This window comes from Spirosoma pomorum (genome assembly GCF_054776615.1).
In genome coordinates, this window is record NZ_BAAHBP010000023.1 from 14,706 (window position 1) to 34,610 (window position 19,905).

18 protein-coding genes are annotated in these 19,905 nt (G+C 53.1%); 11 read left to right on the forward strand and 7 right to left on the reverse strand.

Annotated elements, in window-relative coordinates:
- Positions 1 to 2: 2 nt before the first annotated feature.
- A complete protein-coding gene (gene mtgA, locus ACYVAD_RS12820) occupies positions 3 to 848 on the forward strand; it encodes a monofunctional biosynthetic peptidoglycan transglycosylase (protein WP_461139892.1) in 846 nt (281 codons plus the stop codon).
- Positions 849 to 858: 10 nt separating this feature from the next.
- On the opposite strand, the gene ACYVAD_RS12825 is transcribed toward mtgA, so the two are convergent.
- Positions 859 to 1,212, reverse strand: coding sequence for a hypothetical protein (locus ACYVAD_RS12825; RefSeq protein WP_461139893.1), 354 nt, complete (start codon positions 1,210 to 1,212; stop codon positions 859 to 861).
- A gap of 59 nt (positions 1,213 to 1,271) precedes the next feature.
- On the opposite strand from ACYVAD_RS12825, the gene ACYVAD_RS12830 reads away from it, so the two are divergent.
- On the forward strand, positions 1,272 to 1,730 hold the full coding sequence (locus ACYVAD_RS12830; protein ID WP_461139894.1) for an OsmC family protein: 459 nt from the start codon (positions 1,272 to 1,274) through the stop codon (positions 1,728 to 1,730).
- Positions 1,731 to 1,847: 117 nt separating this feature from the next.
- Complete coding sequence (locus ACYVAD_RS12835; RefSeq protein ID WP_461140036.1) at positions 1,848 to 2,642, forward strand: thymidylate synthase; 795 nt, start codon at positions 1,848 to 1,850, stop codon at positions 2,640 to 2,642.
- Between the two features lie 85 nt (positions 2,643 to 2,727).
- Here ACYVAD_RS12835 and ACYVAD_RS12840 read toward each other — a convergent pair whose 3' ends face one another.
- Together ACYVAD_RS12840 and ACYVAD_RS12845 are read right to left on the reverse strand one after the other, a co-directional pair.
- On the reverse strand, positions 2,728 to 3,012 hold the full coding sequence (locus tag ACYVAD_RS12840; RefSeq protein WP_461139895.1) for a 2TM domain-containing protein: 285 nt from the start codon (positions 3,010 to 3,012) through the stop codon (positions 2,728 to 2,730).
- A 68-nt stretch (positions 3,013 to 3,080) separates the two neighbouring features.
- Complete coding sequence (locus tag ACYVAD_RS12845) at positions 3,081 to 3,650, reverse strand: DUF2306 domain-containing protein (protein ID WP_461139896.1); 570 nt, start codon at positions 3,648 to 3,650, stop codon at positions 3,081 to 3,083.
- Positions 3,651 to 3,829: 179 nt separating this feature from the next.
- Between ACYVAD_RS12845 and ACYVAD_RS12850 the strand changes: the two genes are divergently transcribed.
- A complete protein-coding gene (locus ACYVAD_RS12850) occupies positions 3,830 to 5,536 on the forward strand; it encodes a helix-hairpin-helix domain-containing protein (protein ID WP_461139897.1) in 1,707 nt (568 codons plus the stop codon).
- 74 nt (positions 5,537 to 5,610) lie between these two features.
- On the opposite strand, the gene ACYVAD_RS12855 is transcribed toward ACYVAD_RS12850, so the two are convergent.
- On the reverse strand, positions 5,611 to 6,177 hold the full coding sequence (locus tag ACYVAD_RS12855) for a DinB family protein (protein WP_461139898.1): 567 nt from the start codon (positions 6,175 to 6,177) through the stop codon (positions 5,611 to 5,613).
- A 175-nt stretch (positions 6,178 to 6,352) separates the two neighbouring features.
- Here ACYVAD_RS12855 and ACYVAD_RS12860 point away from each other — a divergent pair, with 175 nt between their 5' ends.
- Complete coding sequence (locus tag ACYVAD_RS12860; RefSeq protein WP_461139899.1) at positions 6,353 to 8,830, forward strand: TonB-dependent siderophore receptor; 2,478 nt, start codon at positions 6,353 to 6,355, stop codon at positions 8,828 to 8,830.
- A 33-nt stretch (positions 8,831 to 8,863) separates the two neighbouring features.
- Positions 8,864 to 10,042: a PepSY-associated TM helix domain-containing protein gene (locus ACYVAD_RS12865; RefSeq protein ID WP_461139900.1), complete on the forward strand. Its 1,179-nt coding sequence runs from the start codon at positions 8,864 to 8,866 to the stop codon at positions 10,040 to 10,042.
- A gap of 3 nt (positions 10,043 to 10,045) precedes the next feature.
- Here the strand turns inward: ACYVAD_RS12865 and ACYVAD_RS12870 are convergent, their stop codons facing one another.
- Positions 10,046 to 11,272, reverse strand: a complete 1,227-nt coding sequence (locus ACYVAD_RS12870; protein WP_461139901.1) for a molybdopterin molybdotransferase MoeA — start codon at positions 11,270 to 11,272, stop codon at positions 10,046 to 10,048.
- 80 nt (positions 11,273 to 11,352) lie between these two features.
- Here ACYVAD_RS12870 and moaC point away from each other — a divergent pair, with 80 nt between their 5' ends.
- From moaC to ACYVAD_RS12895, 5 genes are all read left to right on the forward strand, one after another.
- The gene (moaC, locus tag ACYVAD_RS12875; RefSeq protein WP_461139902.1) at positions 11,353 to 11,826 is read left to right on the forward strand and encodes a cyclic pyranopterin monophosphate synthase MoaC; all 474 of its coding nucleotides are present in this window, start codon (positions 11,353 to 11,355) and stop codon (positions 11,824 to 11,826) included.
- Positions 11,807 to 12,418: an NTP transferase domain-containing protein gene (locus tag ACYVAD_RS12880; protein ID WP_461139903.1), complete on the forward strand. Its 612-nt coding sequence runs from the start codon at positions 11,807 to 11,809 to the stop codon at positions 12,416 to 12,418. Before moaC ends, ACYVAD_RS12880 begins: the two co-directional genes overlap by 20 nt.
- A gap of 14 nt (positions 12,419 to 12,432) precedes the next feature.
- Complete coding sequence (locus tag ACYVAD_RS12885; protein ID WP_461139904.1) at positions 12,433 to 13,041, forward strand: DUF6992 family protein; 609 nt, start codon at positions 12,433 to 12,435, stop codon at positions 13,039 to 13,041.
- 64 nt (positions 13,042 to 13,105) lie between these two features.
- Complete coding sequence (locus ACYVAD_RS12890; RefSeq protein ID WP_461139905.1) at positions 13,106 to 13,900, forward strand: nucleotidyltransferase domain-containing protein; 795 nt, start codon at positions 13,106 to 13,108, stop codon at positions 13,898 to 13,900.
- A 125-nt stretch (positions 13,901 to 14,025) separates the two neighbouring features.
- On the forward strand, positions 14,026 to 14,688 hold the full coding sequence (locus ACYVAD_RS12895; protein ID WP_461139906.1) for a thiamine diphosphokinase: 663 nt from the start codon (positions 14,026 to 14,028) through the stop codon (positions 14,686 to 14,688).
- Here the strand turns inward: ACYVAD_RS12895 and ACYVAD_RS12900 are convergent.
- A complete protein-coding gene (locus ACYVAD_RS12900) occupies positions 14,669 to 15,781 on the reverse strand; it encodes an acyltransferase family protein (RefSeq protein WP_461139907.1) in 1,113 nt (370 codons plus the stop codon). The two genes, ACYVAD_RS12895 and ACYVAD_RS12900, sit on opposite strands and share 20 nt — an antisense overlap.
- Positions 15,778 to 19,779, reverse strand: coding sequence for a putative type IX secretion system sortase PorU2 (porU2, locus tag ACYVAD_RS12905; RefSeq protein WP_461139908.1), 4,002 nt, complete (start codon positions 19,777 to 19,779; stop codon positions 15,778 to 15,780). The genes ACYVAD_RS12900 and porU2 overlap by 4 nt, the downstream gene beginning before the upstream one ends.
- Positions 19,780 to 19,905: the final 126 nt, after the last annotated feature.

Below are 19,905 nucleotides of genomic sequence, written 5' to 3' on the forward strand. Positions count from 1 at the left end.
GTATGAATCCGCAGCGACCTGCCAATACGTTTCGTAACCAGCCTCCGCAACAACCCCGCCCGAAAGTTTCGCATACGGTGACGCAGCGGCTGCAGAAAACGGGGCGAAAAGCGTCGCACTGGCAAAAAATCCGCCAGTACATTCGTCAGCGACCCACACTGGAGCGGGCCTATTGGGTTGTTCTCAAAGTGTTCCTATGGTTGTTCATCTCCTCGGTTAGCTACGTAGTCGTGCTCAAATACGTACCAGTCTGGGTAACGCCCCTGATTGTGTCCCGCTGGGTGGATACGTTCGGAACGGACGAAAGTAGTCACGTCTATAAAAACTGGCGATCGTACGATAAGATCAGTAAGGAAGTCGCGCTGGCCGTTGTGGCCTCGGAAGATCAGGATTTTCCCAAACACTGGGGCTTTGACTTCGATGAGATTCAGGACGCAATCAAAGACAACCGCACCCGGAAACGGCCACGGGGGGCCAGTACTATTTCGCAGCAGGTAGCCAAAAACGTCTTTCTCTGGAACGGGCGCAGTTACCTGCGAAAGGGGCTGGAAGTGTACTTCACCGTGCTGATCGAGTTGATCTGGGGTAAGGAGCGGATTCTGGAAGTGTACCTGAACGTAGCCGAAATGGGGTCGATGACCTTTGGCGCCGAAGCGGCATCGCAGCGGTATTACAATCACTCGGCGGCCTCAATGACCCGTACCGAAGCAGCTCGGATTGCGGCCGTTCTCCCCAATCCCCGCTTGTTTTCGATTGCTAAGCCATCCAGCTATATCCAGCGTCGAACCCGGCAGATCAGCCGTCAGATGCGTTATCTGGGCGGGCAGAAATATATCCGGAATTTGTGAAGATCAGAGCCTACCAGAGTTTAAGCGGAAAGAACTCGCCCAGACTAATCGGCTCCTTATGCAGAATGAATACGTAGATGAGTACAGCCAGCACGAAGTAACTGAACGCCAGCCATTTTTTCTTTTGTTCAAACTCCGAAGGCTGATGGTAATAATCGTAGATCATTGAGGCCGACAGACCCAGTACCATCAGGAAGAACGAGAACACCCCGAAATCTGTTCGGTAGAGGCTGACCGACTGCATAAAACGGGCGCCCGACACAATGTAGAGCAGCCAGCAGCCAAAACCAGCCCGGTATAGATAAACGCTGAGCCGTCGATCATTTTTAAGATCAAAGAGGTCTTCGGTGAATTTCTCGGACATGGTCTTGGTTAATTTGAGTGAGTGAAAATAGCAAGTATATCCGATAAACACAAAAGCTGATGCTTGATTTACAGCCAACTGACTCGGCTAAAGACTACAAAACAATGCGAATCGAACTGGTTCGCGTAGACGATGCTTTCCACTTTGAAGCCGTTGGTGCATCGGGTGTAACCCAGCATATGGACGCTGCCACTGACATCGGTGGACATAACGCCGGTGCCCGGCCCATGGAGATGTTATTGATGGGCCTGGCGGGCTGTTCGGGAATAGATGTAGTGCTGATTCTGCAAAAACAGAAACAAGTTATTGAGGATTTCAGGATGACGGTAGACGGCCTGCGGGAAAAAGACGCTACGCCCGCTCCGTTCCAGAAAATTCATATTACGTACCACCTCAAAGGTGATCTAAATCCCGAGAAAGTGAAACGGGCCGTCGATCTGTCGATGGAGAAATACTGCTCGGCAACGGCGCAGTTCCGGCCGTCGGCGGAGATTACGTACTCCTTCGAACTGGCGTGAGCCGACCGGAAAAAAATTTACTAGAAGGCGCCCGTCCGGCGCCTTTTTCGTTTCTTTGCTTTTCTGTTTCTTCGGCTCGCACGGCCAATGGCGCAGACAGAACGCTATTTATCAGTTATGCAGCAATACCACGACTTACTCCGTCATATTCTGGCCAATGGTACCCGAAAAACCGACCGGACGGGCACCGGAACCATCAGCGTATTTGGTTACCAGATGCGGTTCAATCTACAGGACGGTTTCCCTTTGTTGACCACCAAAAAAGTACATACCCGATCGATTATTCACGAGTTACTGTGGTTTATAAAAGGTGACACCAATATCAAATACCTGAAAGACAATGGTGTGTCGATCTGGGATGAGTGGGCGGACGAAAACGGTGATCTGGGACCGGTATACGGCAAGCAGTGGCGGAGCTGGGAGGCAACGGACGGCCGGACGATCGATCAACTGAGTGACGTGTTGAAACAACTCAAAAATTCGCCCGACTCACGCCGGATGATGGTATCGGCCTGGAATCCCGCCGACGTACCAGGAATGGCCCTGCCGCCCTGTCACGCGCTATTTCAGTTTTACGTTGCCGACGGTAAGCTCTCCTGCCAGCTTTACCAACGTAGCGCCGATGTGTTTTTGGGTGTGCCGTTCAACATTGCTTCGTATGCGTTGCTGACCATGATGATTGCCCAGGAATGCGGATACGAAGCCCACGAGTTCATCTGGACGGGTGGTGATACGCACCTCTATCTGAACCACCTCGAACAGGTCGAAACGCAGCTGGGCCGGGAACCCCGTCCGCTACCGACGATGCGCCTGAATCCCGATGTAAAATCGGTTTTTGACTTTAAATACGACGATTTTACGCTGGAGAATTACAATCCCTATCCGGCCATTAAAGCTCCGGTAGCAGTATAGCCCGAGAATAAAAAAGCGGTCGGGTGTTCGACAAAACTCAAACTGGTTTTGTCGAACACCCGACCGCTTTTACGTAACGACCTGTTTACTGTTGGGCCAGCAGTTTCTGGTATTCTTCTTCGACCATGTTTCGTTGGTTATCCCGCCGGTACACACTCAGGTAGTGCGACACCAGCCCGATGCCCCATCCGAGGGTAGGGAACAAAGGCCAGGGGAAGTAAAACCGGGGACGGAATGGAAGGGCAAACAACGTAACGGCCCAGATTAGCCATAGCCCGATGGTGATGATTAGGTAGGTGCGCAGATGCATACGGAAGCCAACGCGTTCTTTGGCTTGTTTCCATAAGTCGGGATTGTGTTGAGTGTCCATAACGACGATGTATCTAAGAGTGAAGTTGATCTTGCCTTGTTGGTTAATAGGATCGAAAGGTAGCGTACTTAGTCATGGACCGAAACGGCTTTCCGACAAATGGCCTGATCTACCGCGTCAACCACCCGGTTTTTCCGATGAAATCTTTTACGTAACGGCTGGCTGATTAGCGAACCCCCGGAAGGGTAATGGTGATACAGTAAGACGACGCCAATCACGAAGACGATATTGGCTGTTCCGATTGTTACCCACCAAAAATAGACGGGCGAAAACAGGCGATACGTGCTTTCGACGACGAAAGCCGCATACAGCCCTGTGACGGAAGCGCCCATACCAATGTAGTGCCACTGAAGCCACGACGACAGGTGGGCCCGTAAGCCAATGGCTCCCACACCGACCAATAACGTAACAACGCTCCCCACGGCTCCCCAGTGAATAATGCCAAAACGACCAAAGAGGTAGTAGATACGAAAGGCGGTTACCAACAGCAAGACCATACTGACTACGTAAGTTCGACCAATGAGTCGGTGAGCTGGTGTGCCTTTCGGAGCAAATAAAATGTAGGTACCTGTAAGCATGGCCAGCAACGCAGCCATCAGGTGCGTCACGCTAACCGATGAATGCAAAATCGTCGTCATACCGGTTGGATAAAAGAGCCGTACTCAGTTTGGTTACATCCTCGCTACTTATACGAACGATACGAAAAAGTGTTGCCGTAAATGAGAATAGAGACCCCGGTCGAATAAAAGCTCCCGACTGGTTGACTCGAAAGAATCAGGTTGATTGCCTAATTTGCAGGATAAACGTTACGTAATACATGACCAATTCTGACATTGTTGATCTGCTGGAACAGACGGCCCGGCTCATGGAGCTGCACGAACGTGACGAGTTCCGGACACGGGCGTTCCAGACGGCAGCATTCAATCTGGATAAATCGACCGAAGACCTGAGCGAACTCACGGCCGAGGAGCTCGTTAAGTTACCGGGGGTAGGTAAAGCCGTTGCCGGAAAAATTCGGGAAATGATTGATATAGGACATCTCAGCGACCTGGATGACCTGCTGGCCATAACGCCAGCCGGGGTGCTGGACATGTTCCGGATCAAAGGACTGGGCGTTAAGAAAGTCCGGACGCTCTGGCACGAACTGGGTATCGATAACCTAAGCGATCTGAAGCGAGCGGGTGAAAACGGCGAAATAGCCAAAATAAAAGGCTTCGGTGCGAACACGCAGGAGAAAATTCTAACTGCGCTGGAATTTATGCAGGAGCAGCAGGGTAAGGTGCGCATGGACATGGCGGCCATGTACGCCGATGTGCTGCATACGGAGCTGATCAAGCATTTTGAGCGCGTAGAAATCAGTGGACAAGTTCGGCGGAAGGCGCAGGAGGTCGACACGGTACAGTTTCTCATTCAAACCAGCGATCCGGTATCGGCCATGTTGACGCTGAACGGGTTGCCCAACTTCGTACAGGACACGCTGATATCATCGCCCTTTGCCTGGCGGGGCCATCTGGAAGGATTGGACGTAATCCTCGAATTGCTGTTTTATCCTGCCGATCAGATGGACCGGCAGTTGTTCATCCATACGGCGGCTGATGCGCATTTAAAGCAGGTGGGCGCTGGTGGAATTTCTCTGCTCGAAGCGGCCTATAGCAGTCCGGACGCGACGGAAACGGGAATCTATCAGCGGGCAGGATTACCTTACATTATTCCGGAAATGCGGGAAGATGATTTTGCTTTCCGGTGGGCCAGCCGTCACCAGATAGACGAACTGGTAACCTGGGACGATTTGCGGGGGACACTGCACAACCACAGCACCTGGTCGGATGGCAAACAATCGGTCGAGGCCATGGCTGCTTATTGCCGCGAGCTGGGCCTGACCTATTTTGGCATTGCTGATCATTCAAAGACCGCTAGTTACGCCAATGGGCTGGATGTAGATCGGGTTCGGCAGCAACAGCAGGAAATCGACCGGCTTAACGCGGGCTTCGGAGACAGCTTCCGCATTTTCAAAGGAATCGAATCGGATATTCTGGGCGATGGGTCACTGGATTACGATGACGTAACGCTGGCTACGTTTGATTACGTCGTGGCTTCCGTGCACCAGACCCTGACCATGTCGCTGGAAAAAGCCACGACGCGGTTGCTGCGAGCCATCGAGAATCCGTACACCACCATTCTAGGGCACCCCACCGGGCGGTTGCTGCTGGCTCGCGAAGGCTATCCCATTGATCACCGGGCCATTATTGACGCCTGCGCCGAACACAAAGTCATCATTGAAATCAACGCTAGTCCGTATCGCCTTGACATCGACTGGCGCTGGATTGATTATGCCATGCAGCAGGGCGTTATGCTCAGCATTAACCCTGATGCGCATAATTTTGCGGGCTTGCTGGACATGCATTATGGCGTAGCGATTGGACGGAAAGGTGGTCTAACCAAGGCTATGACCTTCAACGCGCTGACGTTAAGCGAGATGAGTACTTACCTGGCCGACCGAAAAACAGCCATAACTCAGCGCTAATTTTCCCATTTCGTCATCATAAGTCCCCATCGGCGGAGTCAATAAAACTCCGTTGATGGGGACTTATTTTTTGATCACGCTTCGGGGAACCCCTCGGATGTTTTGACCTCGTCAATCTGCTTGCAGTGACGGAAAACGTGGGCTGCCATGAGCAAGACCGTCTGGTAAAGATCCATTGTCCCTAACTGGCGGTGAAGGAAGTAATGAGCCCGCAAATCGCCCGACTCCGTTTGCAAAAAGTGAATAGCATTTTCGCGCTGGTTATCGAAGGCTTCCAGGGCAACTTCGACGCTCGCAAAACGTCCGGTTGGTACCGCAAAGCTGGGCGCTGTAATCGGAATGGCTCGACTACGCACGGCTTTCAGGACATCTACATCCGAAACCCGAATCTCGCTCCGTCTGGTTGAGTCGGCTGGCTCATTGAGGCTGGTTTGCAGCACCTTCATAAATCCCGTCTCGACTAACGTAATGTGTTCGACGCACTCGGCAATCGACCAGCGGTCTGGGCCGGGCTTAAACGTTGCCTGCACGGGAGAAACGTCCGTCAAAAGCTGGTGCAGACGTTGACGCGATTCACGGAGTAAGTCAAGCGCGTAGGTGCGCTCCGCATCCGAAACGGGGTCAGAAATGATAAGGGACATAGCGGGTAGGAACGAATAAGGGTTGGTCCGCAAATTAGAAAAAGTGGAGCAGTAAGGATAAGTATAGATAGCAAACGTGTCCGATAGACATGATTCTTTGACTTAATTATTTGAAATTAATCTAAATAAGGGCAACTTTGCGTCGATTTACTACCACCTGAAGCGAAGCTAGTTTATGAGGTTACCGTTTACAATACTATGTATATTGGTCAGTTTGTGCTCATTAGCGCAAACGGGCGGCATAAAAGGATACGTAACAAACGAGGCCGGGGACCCCCTTGAGTCCATCCACATTGCAATAAAAGGAACCACTCGGGGGGGCATGACGAATGCTTCCGGCGAGTTCTTTCTGTCAGGCTTAGCGGCCGGAAAATACCAGCTTGTTGTGTCGGGCGTTGGCTATCAGGCAAGCGAGCGTTCGGCCACCGTAACGGATAATGCCACTCTGACACTGGAGTTGACTTTGCGTGAGACTACTCAGCAACTCCAGACCGTTGAGATTATTGGGCGACGCGAAACGACCTACAAGAATGATCAGTCATTCATTGCCAGCAAGACTGCAACGCCGTTGAAGGAAGTACCCCAGGCGGTTGCCTACGTAACGAAAGAGCTGATTCGCGACCAGGCAGCCTTTACGGTAGGCGACGTGGTTAAAAATATGAGTGGGGTTAACCAGTTTACGTTCTACGACGATCTGACCATTCGGGGTTTCCGGATGAACGGCGGCAGCACAACGCAGTTGTTCAACGGATTACGCACGTTTTCGGGCTTCTGGAAGCAGCCGCCCGTCAATTACCTGGAACGGGTCGAAGTGGTGAAAGGAGCCGCTTCGGCGCTGTACGGGAATACCTCGCCGGGAGGGACCATCAACCGGGTAACGAAGAAACCGTTGACGACCCCGCAAAAATCGTTGCAGTTTACAACGGGTAGCTTCAATACGGTACGGGCGCTGGCGGATTTCACCGGACCGATGAACGAGGAAAAAACGTTGCTGTACCGGATCAACGTGGGTTACTTCAACGCGCAGTCGTTCCGGAACCTACAGTTTGACAAGAACATCGTCATTGCACCATCAGTATCATTCCTGCCGACCAGTCGCACCCGGATCAACTTTGACCTCGTTTATAACAAGTCCGACAGTCGGCTCGACCGGGGCCAGTCGGTTGCTGGAAATAATCTGTATTCTAGCTCGATTGCTACGTCACTCAATGCCATTAACGACTACCTGAACGAAGAAACCTACCTGATCACGACCTCCTTTAACCATCAGATAGGCAATAACACGGCGATTAACCTGGCTTATCTGCGTACGGGCTACACCGAAAATCTGCTCGAACACCGGAGCAGCAACGTCAACGCCATTGATTCGGCCGGACGGGCTATCGACAATCTGGTTGCCCGGCAGGTGTTTGTCCGGCAGACCAAGTCGTTCATGGATAACGTGTCTCTGTTCCTGAATCATAATTTTGCGACGGGGCGGGTGGAACACAAATTTGTGGCGGGTTACGACTACATCCAGTCGTCGACACCCAAAGGATCGGGACAGCAAACGGCCAACGGGTATTTGCTCAAAGCGGGCGGAGCCGCTGCGTATAACCCTAAAACCCCCGAACGATACGTATTCTACAATTACACCGCGCCAAATGGGATAGTACGCAGTATTCCCAAGCCCAACGTACCGTCCTACGACCTAGCCCTTCAGAACAACCAGCTGGAAGACCCGACGAAGTACACGTATAACGTTGTCGCGAATGCGTCTACCACGCCGGTGATGTATCAGTTGCATGGCCTCTATCTACAGGAGCAGGCTAAATTCGATCGATTGCAGCTGTTGCTTGGCCTGCGGTACGACACCTACGTTGACAAGAAGGGCTACACCACCAACAATGAAACAAACGTCATTCAACACGCGCTACTGCCCCGGATTGGCGCGGTCTATACGCTGACGAACAACATTAACGTCTACGGTACCTATACCAAAGGATATAACCCGCAGGATGCGACGGTGCAGAGCGACCCAATGTCGGGAGGCCCCTTTGATCCTATCGAGAGCAGTCTGACCGAAGCTGGTCTGAAAACGGAGTGGTTCAACGGTCGGCTGACCGCCAATTTGGCTGTGTACAATATCATTCAGCGCAACACGCTTTATTCAGCGAATGCCGCCGATAATCCAAACCTGATGCGGCAGATCGGGCAGGAACAGGCGAAAGGTGTGGAAGTGGACGCTACGGGTAGCATCCTGCCAAACTGGAATATCATTGTTGCGTACAGTTACAATGACGCGAAAATCACGGATGGGGGAGTCCGGGCCGCCGATCAGGTATTGGTTAACCTACAAAAACCCAACGCCCCTAAGCAGCAGGGAAGCTTCTGGACAAAGTATACCTTCGTTTCGCCGACGCTCAATGGATTAGGCGTCGGCCTGGGGGGCAACTTTGTAACAGAACGTAACCTATCGCTCAACAACGCGCAGACGATTCCGGGCTATACGCTCCTCAACGCGGCTGTATATTATAAAATAGAGAAGTTTCAGTTCCAAGTTAACCTCAACAACCTGGCAAACAAGACGTATTGGGTAGGCGGCTACGATTATCTGCGGTTGTTTCCGGGCGCTCCCCGAAACTTCATGGCAACCGTCTCCTACGTGTTTTAAGCATACCGCAAACGAATGTAATCAACTGATCTGGTGAAACTAACTGTCAAATCTGTTCTGGCCCAGCTGCATTTGTGGCTGGGCCTGGCTTCTGGCCTGGTCGTTTTTATTGTGGCCCTAACCGGCTCGCTCCTCGTTTTCGAGCACGAGCTGGAGCCACTAATCGATTCCGGTTTTCATACGGTGTCGGTACCTGATGATCAGCGTCGGGTACCCATAGATCAGTTAGTCCAAACAGCGACGCAACAGGTTGGCAAGAAGGAAATCAGCCGAATCACTGTCGAGCCAAGTCCAGATCGAACCGTTGTTGTCGAGTTTCGCCAGAGCAAGAAACCAAAGGACATCCTGGCCGTAGCGCTTAATCCGTACACGGGAAACGTCGTTGATTCGCGGCAGGAGGAAGACGCCTTTTTCTCAGTGGTCTTGCGGCTGCACCGCTACCTGTGTCTGGGCGACACGGGTAAGATCATCACGGGCCTGTCGTGTAGTGCATTCCTGATTATTATGGTATCGGGGCTGGTTATGTGGTGGCCAAACCGAAAAAATAGGGCGCAGCGGTTCCGGGTTAAATGGGATGCGTCTTTTAAGCGACTCAACTGGGACTTGCACGCCGTACTGGGTTTTTACGTCCTTCCTTTCGTGTTTCTGATTGCCCTAACCGGGCTGGTCTGGAGTTACAAGTGGGTCAATAACCTGCTCTTCTACGCGCTCGACGGAAAACCCCAGCAAAAACGGGAAGCACCGGCTAACCTATCTCGTCCTGGTGCGCACCAGGCGTATCCGCTGGAAAATATCTACGCTCAGACGAACCGCCAATTACCGCACTCGGGAAAAGTGCTGATTACATTCCCCGAAAAGAAAGATCAGGCAATCACGGTGTCCAAAGCGAACGACGAGGCTGCTATCAGTAACATTGTCGATTTCCTGTATTTCGACGCCCGAACGACTCACTTAATCAGCCAGCGGCTGTATGATCAGGAAACGAAGGGCTTTAAGGCTCGTCGGTTAATTTTTCCCGTTCATACCGGTAGCCTGTTCGGCTGGCCAACGAAACTCATAGCGCTGATCGTTGCCCTGCTGACCGCTACGTTGCCCGTCACCGGATTTTTGGTCTGGTGGGGTAAACGTAAAAAGAAGCCAGCGCCGAAGCACACCCGTCAGATCTCGGGGACAACCCACGTGGCCCCAGTCCGGAAACCGGTGCTAAAGTAAGGACTAACCCCGCGTCGACCAGATCGGAAAGGCGGAGCCGCTCTCGAAGGTGGATTGGCTGGCGGGCAATTCCATGAACGCGTCGGCATCAAGCAGGTTGGCAAAATCGGCTGAGCCGGAGCCGGGTAACGGATGCGCTAGCAACCGACCATCGGATGCCGATTCGAGCCGCACCGGAACAAAATACGTGACTGGTGGCTGGAACGTAACGGACTGGGCCAATTGGGCGTATCGCACTGGCAGTGTTGGAATTCCCAGGCAAGCTTTCAGATAAGGCAGTACGTATCGGTACGCACACAGTACCGTCGATACGGGGTTACCCGGTAAACCAAAAACCGTTTTGTCGGCTGTAGTACCAAACCAGAGTGGTTTGCCAGGACGCTGCTTGATCTGGTGAAACTGTTGCTGAACGCCCAGCTGGGCTAGTACACTTGGTACAAAATCGGCTTTCCCGGCCGAAACACCCCCGCTCAAAATCAGGACGTCGTTGTCGGCCAGCAGGGCAGCCAGTCGATCGGTCATGGTTGTTTCATTGTCAACGATATGATGCAACGTCGCTTGGATGCCCAGCGAAGCCAGAGCCGCCCGGAGCATGTACGTATTCGACCGACGAATCTGGTAGGGCAGGGGTTTGTCGGTAACGTCAACCAATTCGTCGCCCGTTGAAATCAGTGCTACGCGGGGCTGAGTGGTTACCGTGAGTGTCGCCTGACCAACGGAAGCGGCTACGGCCAGTTCGGCAGGACTTAACCGGGTCCCAACTGGCAGTAACGTATCACCTGCCCGGCGGTCGGTGGCCCGAAAATGTAGATGCTGCCCCTTTGTTACGTCCTCGATCTTAATTGTTGCCTGCCCGTCGGCTATTGTTACGTCTTCGTAACGGATAATGGTGTCGGCTCCCTGCGGCAGCATCGAGCCCGTCATGACTTCCAGGCACGTGTTTTCATCAGATAGCGTTTGCTGAGGCTGCCCGGCAAACTGAGTACCTGCGATCTGGAATATGCGTTGCCCGTCCTTACGTGGCCCGACCTCACGTAGCCCATCCTGATAATCCGCGTAACGAATGGCAATGCCATCCATCGCCACCCGGTCGAAGGGCGGAAAATCGCGATCCGCCAGCACCGCTTCGCGCAGGACACGGCCGTTAGCCTCGTCAATAGAAACGGTCTCGGTTGGTAAGGTCAGCAGGTGTTGCTGGGTCAGGGCAAAGGCATCGGCAACGGGAAGCATATGAATACTGCGATTAACTTTGTTGGAGAAGAGCAAAGACAATTACAAAAAACGGCATCCTGCCCAAATAAACATACCCGATGAATACCTTATCTCACATTACGCCCGACGGGAATCCCGGCATGGTTGACGTAGGCGCTAAAGTTAGTTCCCGACGGACGGCCCGGGCGCAATCCCGCGTTGGGCTGGGCGCTGATATCATGCAGCACCTGACAGGGACTGACATCCAGACTAAAAAGGGGCCCGTGTTTCAGACGGCAATCATTGCTGGGACGATGGCCGCGAAACGAACCGATGATCTGATTCCGCTTTGTCATTCACTGGGCCTGGATAATTGTTCTATCACGATTACAACCGACGGTGATGAGGCTGTGGTTGATTGCACCGTATCGACGGAGGGAAAAACCGGGGTAGAGATGGAAGCGTTGGTGGGAGCGTCGGTCGCTGCGTTGACGATCTATGACATGTGTAAAGCCCTCTCGCACGACATTGTCATTCGGGAAACGAAGCTGATGGAGAAAACCGGTGGCAAACGTGATTTCAAACGTGACTAAGCTCAATGGCCTGGTGCTAGCCGGGGGACGTAGCACGCGCATGGGGCAGGACAAGTCGCTGCTGACCTACCACAATAAACCCCAGCGCGAACACCTGACGGAGCTGTTACTGCCTTACTGTCAGCAGGTGTTCTGGTCGGTAAACGCCGATCAGGCCGTGACTTTATCTCAAACAACGCAGCCGCTCATTGTTGATGCATTTGATGTACCAACGCCCCTGAACGGAATTTTGTCGGCTTTTCGGCAGGAGCCCGATGCCGCCTGGCTGGTAGTTGCTTGTGATATGCCGCTACTGACGAATCGTTCGCTGAATGTTTTAATCGAAGGAAGAAATCCGGCGAAGCTGGCCACCGTTTTTTATGACTCGGATGGTCAATTGCCCGAGCCGCTGTTGGGTATTTACGAACCCGCGTTCTGGCCGGTCATACAAAAGGCGGTGGCGCAGGGGGAGCAGTCACCCCGGAAGTTATTACGTACGAACGAGATACACCTCCTGACGGTGCCAGATGTCCGCGAGTTAATGAATGTCAACGATCCCGCCGGGCACGCGTTGCTATTCAACCAAACAACAAACGGGGATTCGCGTTCATAGCAGAAACAGAAACGATGAACAGACTTCGACAACTGGCACTGGCGGCCGGATCGGTTTTACTGGGGGCATCCGCTTCGGCGCAGCGCGTAACACCCAGCCCGGAATTGCAGGCCTTTAGCGAACAGCGCATCCGCCATCAAAAAACGCTGGGGCTGGCACTGGGCGGCTATGCGCTGGCGAACATTGCCGTTGGGGCCGTTGGCGCGGGTCAAACCTCTGGCGAGGCCAAGTATTTCCACCAGATGAACGTCTACTGGAACCTGGTCAATCTGGGCATTGCCGGGCTGGGTCTACTGGGGTCGCGCAAGCAGAACGCCGGAGGTGAAACCCTGAGTCAGGCTGTGCGGCAGCACGAAAACATGAAGCAGGTGCTGCTGCTCAATACGGGGCTGGACGTAGCGTATCTGGTCGGTGGCGCTTATTTGCTGGAGCGGGCCAAAACGCATCCTGACAAAGCCGATCAGCTACGGGGCTACGGTAAATCGGTGCTCGTCCAGGGAAGTTTCCTGCTGGCATTCGACTTGGTGAACTACTTCATTTTCAAAAATCGAGGGGATAAACAGGCGCAACAACTGCTGGAAGTGACTCCGGCCGGGGTTGGAATTGTAATACCGATCAAATGAACGATTCGGCGAACTAATCGAAGAGCAGGGCCGTTCTGCGGTAATTTACTAATCGCAACGAGTCATGCAGGCAGGTTTACAATCCTTTCAACCATTCATCGAGAAGGCGATTCATAGTGTTCAGCAGGATGCGGAATCAATTGGTCTGGCGGCCGGTGGCTCCTGGATAACCGGAGAGATGGACGCCTATTCCGATCTTGATCTAGTGCTGGTCACTGCCCGGTCCATTGCCCCTGACCTTGAATCGATGCGCGCCTGTGCCGCCCGATTCGGAGACATGCTGGCTTCGTTCCGGGGCGATCACGTTGGTGAAATCCGGTTGCTAATCGCCCTCTACGCGGACCCCTTGCTGCACGTCGATATCAAGTTTCTGACGCTGGAAGAGTTTTATCACCGGGTCGAGGAGCCAGTTATCCTTTGGGAACGTGATCATCAATTGAGTGATGTACTACGTCAGTCAACAGCGCAGTATCCGGCTTTCGATTACCAGAACACGGAAGATCGTTCCTGGATCTGGATGCATTATACACTACTCAAAGTTGGACGGGGAGAATATTTTGAAGCGCTTGATTTCATTGCCTTCGTGCGAAATGTGGTTATTGGTCCCCTGACGCATTTGAAGAACGGGAACCTGCCGCGGGGTGTACGGCGTGTGGAAACGACAGTTCTAGCGGATGATCTGACCAATCTTAAAAAAACCGTAGCCACGCCAGATCGTAACTCGCTATTAAACAGTCTGGTGGAGGTGATGCGCCTGTACGAAGACTTGCGCGATCGGTTGGCTCCCGCTACTTTGCGAAAAAACAACGCGGCTGCGACGGCCGTTAAACAGTACTTCGCTGTCCTTCAACAGCAGTAATACACGTGAATAAACTAGTAAAATAGGAGGAAGGAGGAGTGGGAGGAAAGGAACAAAGAAAAGCTCTTCTGCTAATTATTCCCCTTTCCTCCTTCTTCCCTTTCCTCCTTTCTCCCTTTTTTTCCATGTCCTCCCATCACGTTGTTCGCGAGAAACAGGAACCGGCGCTGCTGATTGCCAATGGTGAAGCCTGCCAGCCGGAATTAGTAGGGCAGTTGCTGGAATGGAGCCCCACGGTTGTGGTGCTTGATAGTGCCATCTGGCGGGTGCTCGACCTGGGGATCAAAGTCGACGTATTACTCGGCGATTTTGATCGAAATCTGGATCTGGACACCATTCGGGCGCAGCAGTACCCATTGGATGTTGTACACGCACCGGACCAGAACAAGACTGATTTACAAAAAGGTATCGAGTACCTGATCGAGCGCGGGTACCCGGCCGTGAATATTGTCTGGGCTACCGGACGGCGGGCCGATCACACCATTACGAACCTAACGACCATCGTGCAGTATAAGGATCAGATCCGTATCGTGATGCTGGATGATTACTCGAAAATCTTTCCGCTGGTGGGTCGATTTGAAAAGTGGTATGCGGCCCAAACGCCTGTATCGCTGATTCCAGTCGGCACCGTCGACGGCGTAATTACCGAAGGGTTAACGTACAATCTGCACGACGAGCGCCTGACGCTAGGCTACCGAACCGGCAGTAGCAACGAAGCTGCTCAGGATGGCTTTGTTCGTATCGAAGCCCGCTCTGGCGATCTATTGATTATGGAATGCTGGGATTAGCTGGATGTGCGTGCGGAGCCAACCAACGATACAGTGGTTGTTCTACCCATCGGTGTAAACAATACGCCAGGAGAATCAGAATCCCAAATAAAAGGGCAATGTTCGTCACTACACCTATTCTTAATAATGCCCGGCTGATTGGGCTCAGGTGAATCAGGTAGAAGGCGTAGGAACTACGGCCTAGCGCTTGCACGAAAGGGTTTTCCAGTAGCAGACGTAACAAAGAGGCCTCCCGGAGCAGACTAAGAAATAGCAGCCCGACCCCAAGTGGTAGTAGCAGGCTGTACAAGATAAATTCGCTCCAAAACAGCACAGTTGTGCCCTGACTGCCTGCTGACAACCAGGACTGGCCGATCAGACAGCTCCCGATGATTACTAAACTAGACGGCAGAGGAAATCGAATTTGGGGTAGCTGGCCAGCCCGCCAGCGTCGGGCCAGTTCCATACCAAGTACGAACTCAAACGCTCGCCCGAAAAAGGTGTAAAAAGTCACGAATGGCAGCGGCTCAAAGAACCCATGCTCGGTCAATTGCCCGAGTGTTCCCCAAAGGATGAGGCCAATGCTCCAAAGACTAATTGTTAACAGAAGTAGGCCCCAGCGACGTAACGCCGGTATCAAGGCTGGAAGCAGGATATAGAACGTCCATTCGACTGTTAGACTCCAGCTCTGGGATAGCCCGCTGAATTTATAACCGTTAACGAGTCCCTTCAGTAACGTCAGATTTAACCAGATGAGCAACCCACTTGGTTGCCTACCTGCTACCATTGACTGAACGAACAGCGTTAGGACCAGCAGGAGTAGGTACAGAGGCATGAGCCGGGCGAAGCGTTGTTGGAGATATATTCTCCAAGGCCAGCTGCCACCCGGTGTATATAAAACTGCGTAGCGGTGATAGAGCAGAAATCCGCTCAAAACAAAAAATACGGTTACCCCGACGTATCCCTGATCCAGCAGTCGGTGAGCGATTGAACCCACGGTCGCTGGATTGTAATGATGCAGAAAAACCAGATAGGCCGCCATCGCCCGTAGCCCCGTCAGGGCGGGAACGTAACGAATTACGGTCGGTAGAGGGCGTAGGGCTGACAGGCTCATCGAACGAGTAGTAAACGGCCCTGGTACGAGGTCGGGCTGGACCAGGGTACAACCGCAGTCTCATTGATCGCTAACTGGTACACGTACAGACCCGATGGGGCTAACGCTCCCGCATCAGTCCGGCCATCCCAGCGCCATTCGTTGTGGCCAATGCGTGGATGGCCGTGCCAGTGCCGGATGGGCTTGCCGGTTAAATCGGCAATAGTCAAGCTAATACGTTCCGGTGCCTGATCACCAATGAGTTGCCAGGAGATGATCGCCCAGTCATGGAACGGATTAGGGTACGTAACAACTTTATCAAGCCGTCGCTCATCCACTACCCGGAAATTAACCCGGTACGGGGCGGCAGCATTCCCCAAGAGATCCTGGGCCGTCACCGATAATTGGTAGGTTCCTGCTGGGAGCGGAGTTGATGGGTATTGAATCCGAAAGATAAGGTCTCGATGTTTAGACAACGTTCGGGCGTTGCGCCAGTGGAGCCGCTGCCGGGACTGATTATCACCGATTGGTTGCAGGAACATATCCAGCCCCAGGGTATCCTGTCGAATAAGGGAGCGATTGTTATCCGTCACCAGCACATCGATTACAGGCTTCGCTGATACGACAGCTTCGTTGTCAATGCGGGCACCGTCAATCGCCACTTCGAGCAAAGGTCCCTGCTGATCGGGCTGGACAGGGATCGCCAGATCGAGCGTGTTGTTTTGAAAAGAATACTCGGGCTGAATCCGGGGGTTAACCGTCAAAACAAGCCGATTCAAACCCGGCAGTGTCGCCGTTGGTAGTCGCGATAAAATACGTAACGTATCGTTGAGCGAAGGCGAAGCTACTCGCCATTGACTCGTTTGCGGACTCGCCAAGTTGCTCGTGTATACCGTTTGCTGCACGAGCAGGGAATCGCTGAAGGCATACGGGCTGAGGTTGGTAAATAACAGCGGAATGCGTACCGTATCGCCTTGCCATATTTCCGTGGGCAACGGCTGCGCTAACTGAAGCAGACCTTCTGGTAACCCACTGGTCTGCGGAATTGGCTGATACGTAAACGAGCCTAGCGTCCACTGCGTGGAGTCGATGGATGTGCCGATTTGGCGTACGCGCCAGTAATAGGTCGTGCCTGCGGTTGACAAGAGCGTTTGCTGATGGCTGATTATGCTTGTTGTTGTGATCGAAGTGCGTTGACGAAATTGGCTATTAAACCGCCGGGTCGTATCCAGTTCGAGCAGAAACGTCTGAGGAGTTGATGCGACGTATTGCGCCAATAGGGTAACCGTGGGTGTGCTAACGGTGCCGTTAGTGGGTGGATAAATAAGTGTAGGGCGCTGGCTGGGTAGGGTCAGTTCGACGCTGGCCGAGTTGTTTGTATGGTTATCTTCGGTAGTCAGCACTGGACCATCGGTGGGATTAACGATCACCTGAAATTGATTCAATCCGTCCGCATCGCGCTGATTAGGTATCGACAAATTAATGGTATCCTTATAAGCCACCGCCTGCGGAAACATGAACGAAAAGCTGCCTATTTCCTGCCCGTTCGCTAGTCGCCGTATTCGTAAGGGTAATGGGCCGGACCGGTATTGCCCCGAATTCTGAATGATGAGTTGAAGACGGACGGAATCACTGTCGGTGGTGAGCGGCTGATTGTCTTTACCCGATACCCGAATGCCGTTGGTGGTTATAGCATAGTCCGGTGTTTGAAACGGAAACAATCGAATGGCCGGGTCGCCCTGCAACACCATCTGCTGACAGTTTGCCAGACTCTCACCACTGGGTGTCTGCGCCAGCACCCGGCGCATTGTTTCCTGCTGCCACCGACCGATCGACTGGTTCTGCCAGGTGCTGTCGGCTAATAGGTCGTAGAAGGTGCGGCTGTACTGATGCAGATAGTCAACATACCCCAGGTGACTATGCGCAATTGCGGCAATGGCTCCCCGGTCGGGCGTCAGGACCCAGTCGGTGGTGAGCGTTGGCCGACCGAAAAAGAAGTTACCGATGGCACAGCCGTTGATGAGTAACAGCGGATAGCGTCCTTTATTGCGATACCCGAGGGCATCGCTGGAGCAGAACCCAATGTCCAGATCGGTTACGTCCAGACCGGAATGGCCAAAGAACGTCATCAAGCCAATGCCTTCATTAACGGGCTGTGCTACGTTGAGCCCTTCGACCAGATTATCGGTTTGCTTGGCTAGCGTAGTCACGCGAGCGCCCAGGCTGTATGTACTGATTTGGTCCCGGTAGCCATTAACCAGCGACCGAAAAAGAGTAGCCTCACTTGGGGTAGCGCCACCACTTAGGTGTAAAACGTTTTTGCGCCACAATTCCACCGCCTGCGATTCGTACTCGTTTATCTTGTCGAGGTAGTTGAGTACGTCCTGTGGTGTTCCGGCGTTGATACGCCCCGTTGGTACCGCTGGCACATTATCCGGATACCCATCCAGCCCTTGAGTAAATGGACTGTCTGAGCCGGGAAAACCGTAAGTCATCACCAGGTCGAGCGTCGCTTGTCGGGAATCGCGTCGGATGCCGGGTGTACTACGGCTGCGGCCCAGCAATAACAGGTATTGGGGCCGTCGGTCGGCGTTTCGGCTCTGCTGAAGCAATTGACTCATAAACCGTCGGATGGCCAGCGGATGCCGTTCTCCGTAGCTATACTGATCAATGAGCTGCTGCATGGTGACGGTCAACGTATCGAACCCGCCACCGGCTATTGACGCCCGGTACGCAGCATACTCGCGGACGGGGTCCGGGGCGGTGCTAGTCGATTGCCGTAAATTCTCGTGCGTAATAATAACGTACGTTGGTCGGCGGCTGGACCAGTCGATAAACCGAACGGGGTGAAGAGCGGGCACGGCCATGTACTGGCTACTCATCAACAGCATCCGGGCAGCTTGCGTACTGCGAAGAACTAGGTGCGTGGTATCCGGCGAAGCCGAAACTGCTATCACCCTGACGGGCGTATTGGGGTCAGAAACATCCCAAAATTGCGCGTCAGGCGGCACATTCGTAATGTCCAGTCGGGAGCGCCCGGTGGAATTGGGAGGTAACTGAAAAATACGTACTGACTGGTTGGTCGCATCGAGCCGTTGCGGGTACTGCACGCGTACGTATGATATGGAATACCGGTCGGTAGGAGACAGACTATCCCCCCGTGAGATAGTGGTCAGAGACAAATTGCCATCTGCTGTTACGTCACTCCAGTTAAAATCGGTCGACAGCTGGGCGTTATCACAACGCGCGAAGGAAAGCGTCGCCAGCGTTCGTTGCAAGCTGCTCCCAGTCAGTACCTCAACCTGATGGGCCGTGTAGTCCCGACCAACCAGCAGCAGATTCAGCCGGGGAGGAGGACCATCACGAACGGGATTGGTCAGCGTGAAGCGATTGGCGGACGGCTTGTCTTTCTGCTGAATAATTCCCGTATACCCTTCGCCAGCTTCGTAATGACTGTACTCGATTTTTGGAGCAATACCCGCACCGTAACCTGGATACGTTTCGGTGAATAACCGTAGTTCTTCGGCCCAGTGGTACCGCTCTGGTCGCAGCGATGCATAGTCAGTATCCTGATACGTTGCCATGCGTCGGCCCGGCTGCCTGTCAAGTCGCCAGGTTAGAAAATAAGCGGTGGTGTCGTTGAAGAGACTGTAATACGCGTGCGGATGTGCGCTGATGGGCTGGTACAGTAACGAGTCAGGAGCTCCGTCGTTCGCCCGACCGTAAAATTCCAGGAAATCGACCGGATCAAAGCGGTGATCGGCTTCCCCCGCAACGTAAATGGCCTGCTCGATGCCCCGGTGGAATAATTGAATGGTTGTTGGGTCTATCGTACCAGGAGAAATACCGGCCTGCTGAAGATCGGTTGCCGTCAGCCGATACCGGCCGTTCTGGGCGACAGGAATCTTGAGGTACGTTTGTTGATAGTTGATCCACTCATTACCAATCGGCAACGGCTGCGCCTGAAGTTGAGTGACAGCGCAAAGCAGGGAAAGAAATCCAAGAAAATTACGGTACATGACAGACGGTGAGATGCACTAAATGTACGCATCGCGTCATACCGGATACAAAAACTTTATTGGATATTAACTAATTGGCTACTAGTAGTTTGTCTACTAGTATACTTGGTTATGGAGCAACACCAC

Bases quoted from the DNA above. Each gene is read 5' to 3' on its own strand.
- mtgA (WP_461139892.1), top strand. From the start codon at position 3: ATGAATCCGCAGCGACCTGCCAATACGTTTCGTAACCAGCCTCCGCAA.
- ACYVAD_RS12825 (WP_461139893.1), bottom strand. From the start codon at position 1,212: ATGTCCGAGAAATTCACCGAAGACCTCTTTGATCTTAAAAATGATCGA.
- ACYVAD_RS12830 (WP_461139894.1), top strand. From the start codon at position 1,272: ATGCTTGATTTACAGCCAACTGACTCGGCTAAAGACTACAAAACAATG.
- ACYVAD_RS12835 (WP_461140036.1), top strand. From the start codon at position 1,848: ATGCAGCAATACCACGACTTACTCCGTCATATTCTGGCCAATGGTACC.
- ACYVAD_RS12840 (WP_461139895.1), bottom strand. From the start codon at position 3,012: ATGGACACTCAACACAATCCCGACTTATGGAAACAAGCCAAAGAACGC.
- ACYVAD_RS12845 (WP_461139896.1), bottom strand. From the start codon at position 3,650: ATGACGACGATTTTGCATTCATCGGTTAGCGTGACGCACCTGATGGCT.
- ACYVAD_RS12850 (WP_461139897.1), top strand. From the start codon at position 3,830: ATGACCAATTCTGACATTGTTGATCTGCTGGAACAGACGGCCCGGCTC.
- ACYVAD_RS12855 (WP_461139898.1), bottom strand. From the start codon at position 6,177: ATGTCCCTTATCATTTCTGACCCCGTTTCGGATGCGGAGCGCACCTAC.
- ACYVAD_RS12860 (WP_461139899.1), top strand. From the start codon at position 6,353: ATGAGGTTACCGTTTACAATACTATGTATATTGGTCAGTTTGTGCTCA.
- ACYVAD_RS12870 (WP_461139901.1), bottom strand. From the start codon at position 11,272: ATGCTTCCCGTTGCCGATGCCTTTGCCCTGACCCAGCAACACCTGCTG.
- moaC (WP_461139902.1), top strand. From the start codon at position 11,353: ATGAATACCTTATCTCACATTACGCCCGACGGGAATCCCGGCATGGTT.
- ACYVAD_RS12885 (WP_461139904.1), top strand. From the start codon at position 12,433: ATGAACAGACTTCGACAACTGGCACTGGCGGCCGGATCGGTTTTACTG.
- ACYVAD_RS12890 (WP_461139905.1), top strand. From the start codon at position 13,106: ATGCAGGCAGGTTTACAATCCTTTCAACCATTCATCGAGAAGGCGATT.
- ACYVAD_RS12895 (WP_461139906.1), top strand. From the start codon at position 14,026: ATGTCCTCCCATCACGTTGTTCGCGAGAAACAGGAACCGGCGCTGCTG.
- ACYVAD_RS12900 (WP_461139907.1), bottom strand. From the start codon at position 15,781: ATGAGCCTGTCAGCCCTACGCCCTCTACCGACCGTAATTCGTTACGTT.
- porU2 (WP_461139908.1), bottom strand. From the start codon at position 19,779: ATGTACCGTAATTTTCTTGGATTTCTTTCCCTGCTTTGCGCTGTCACT.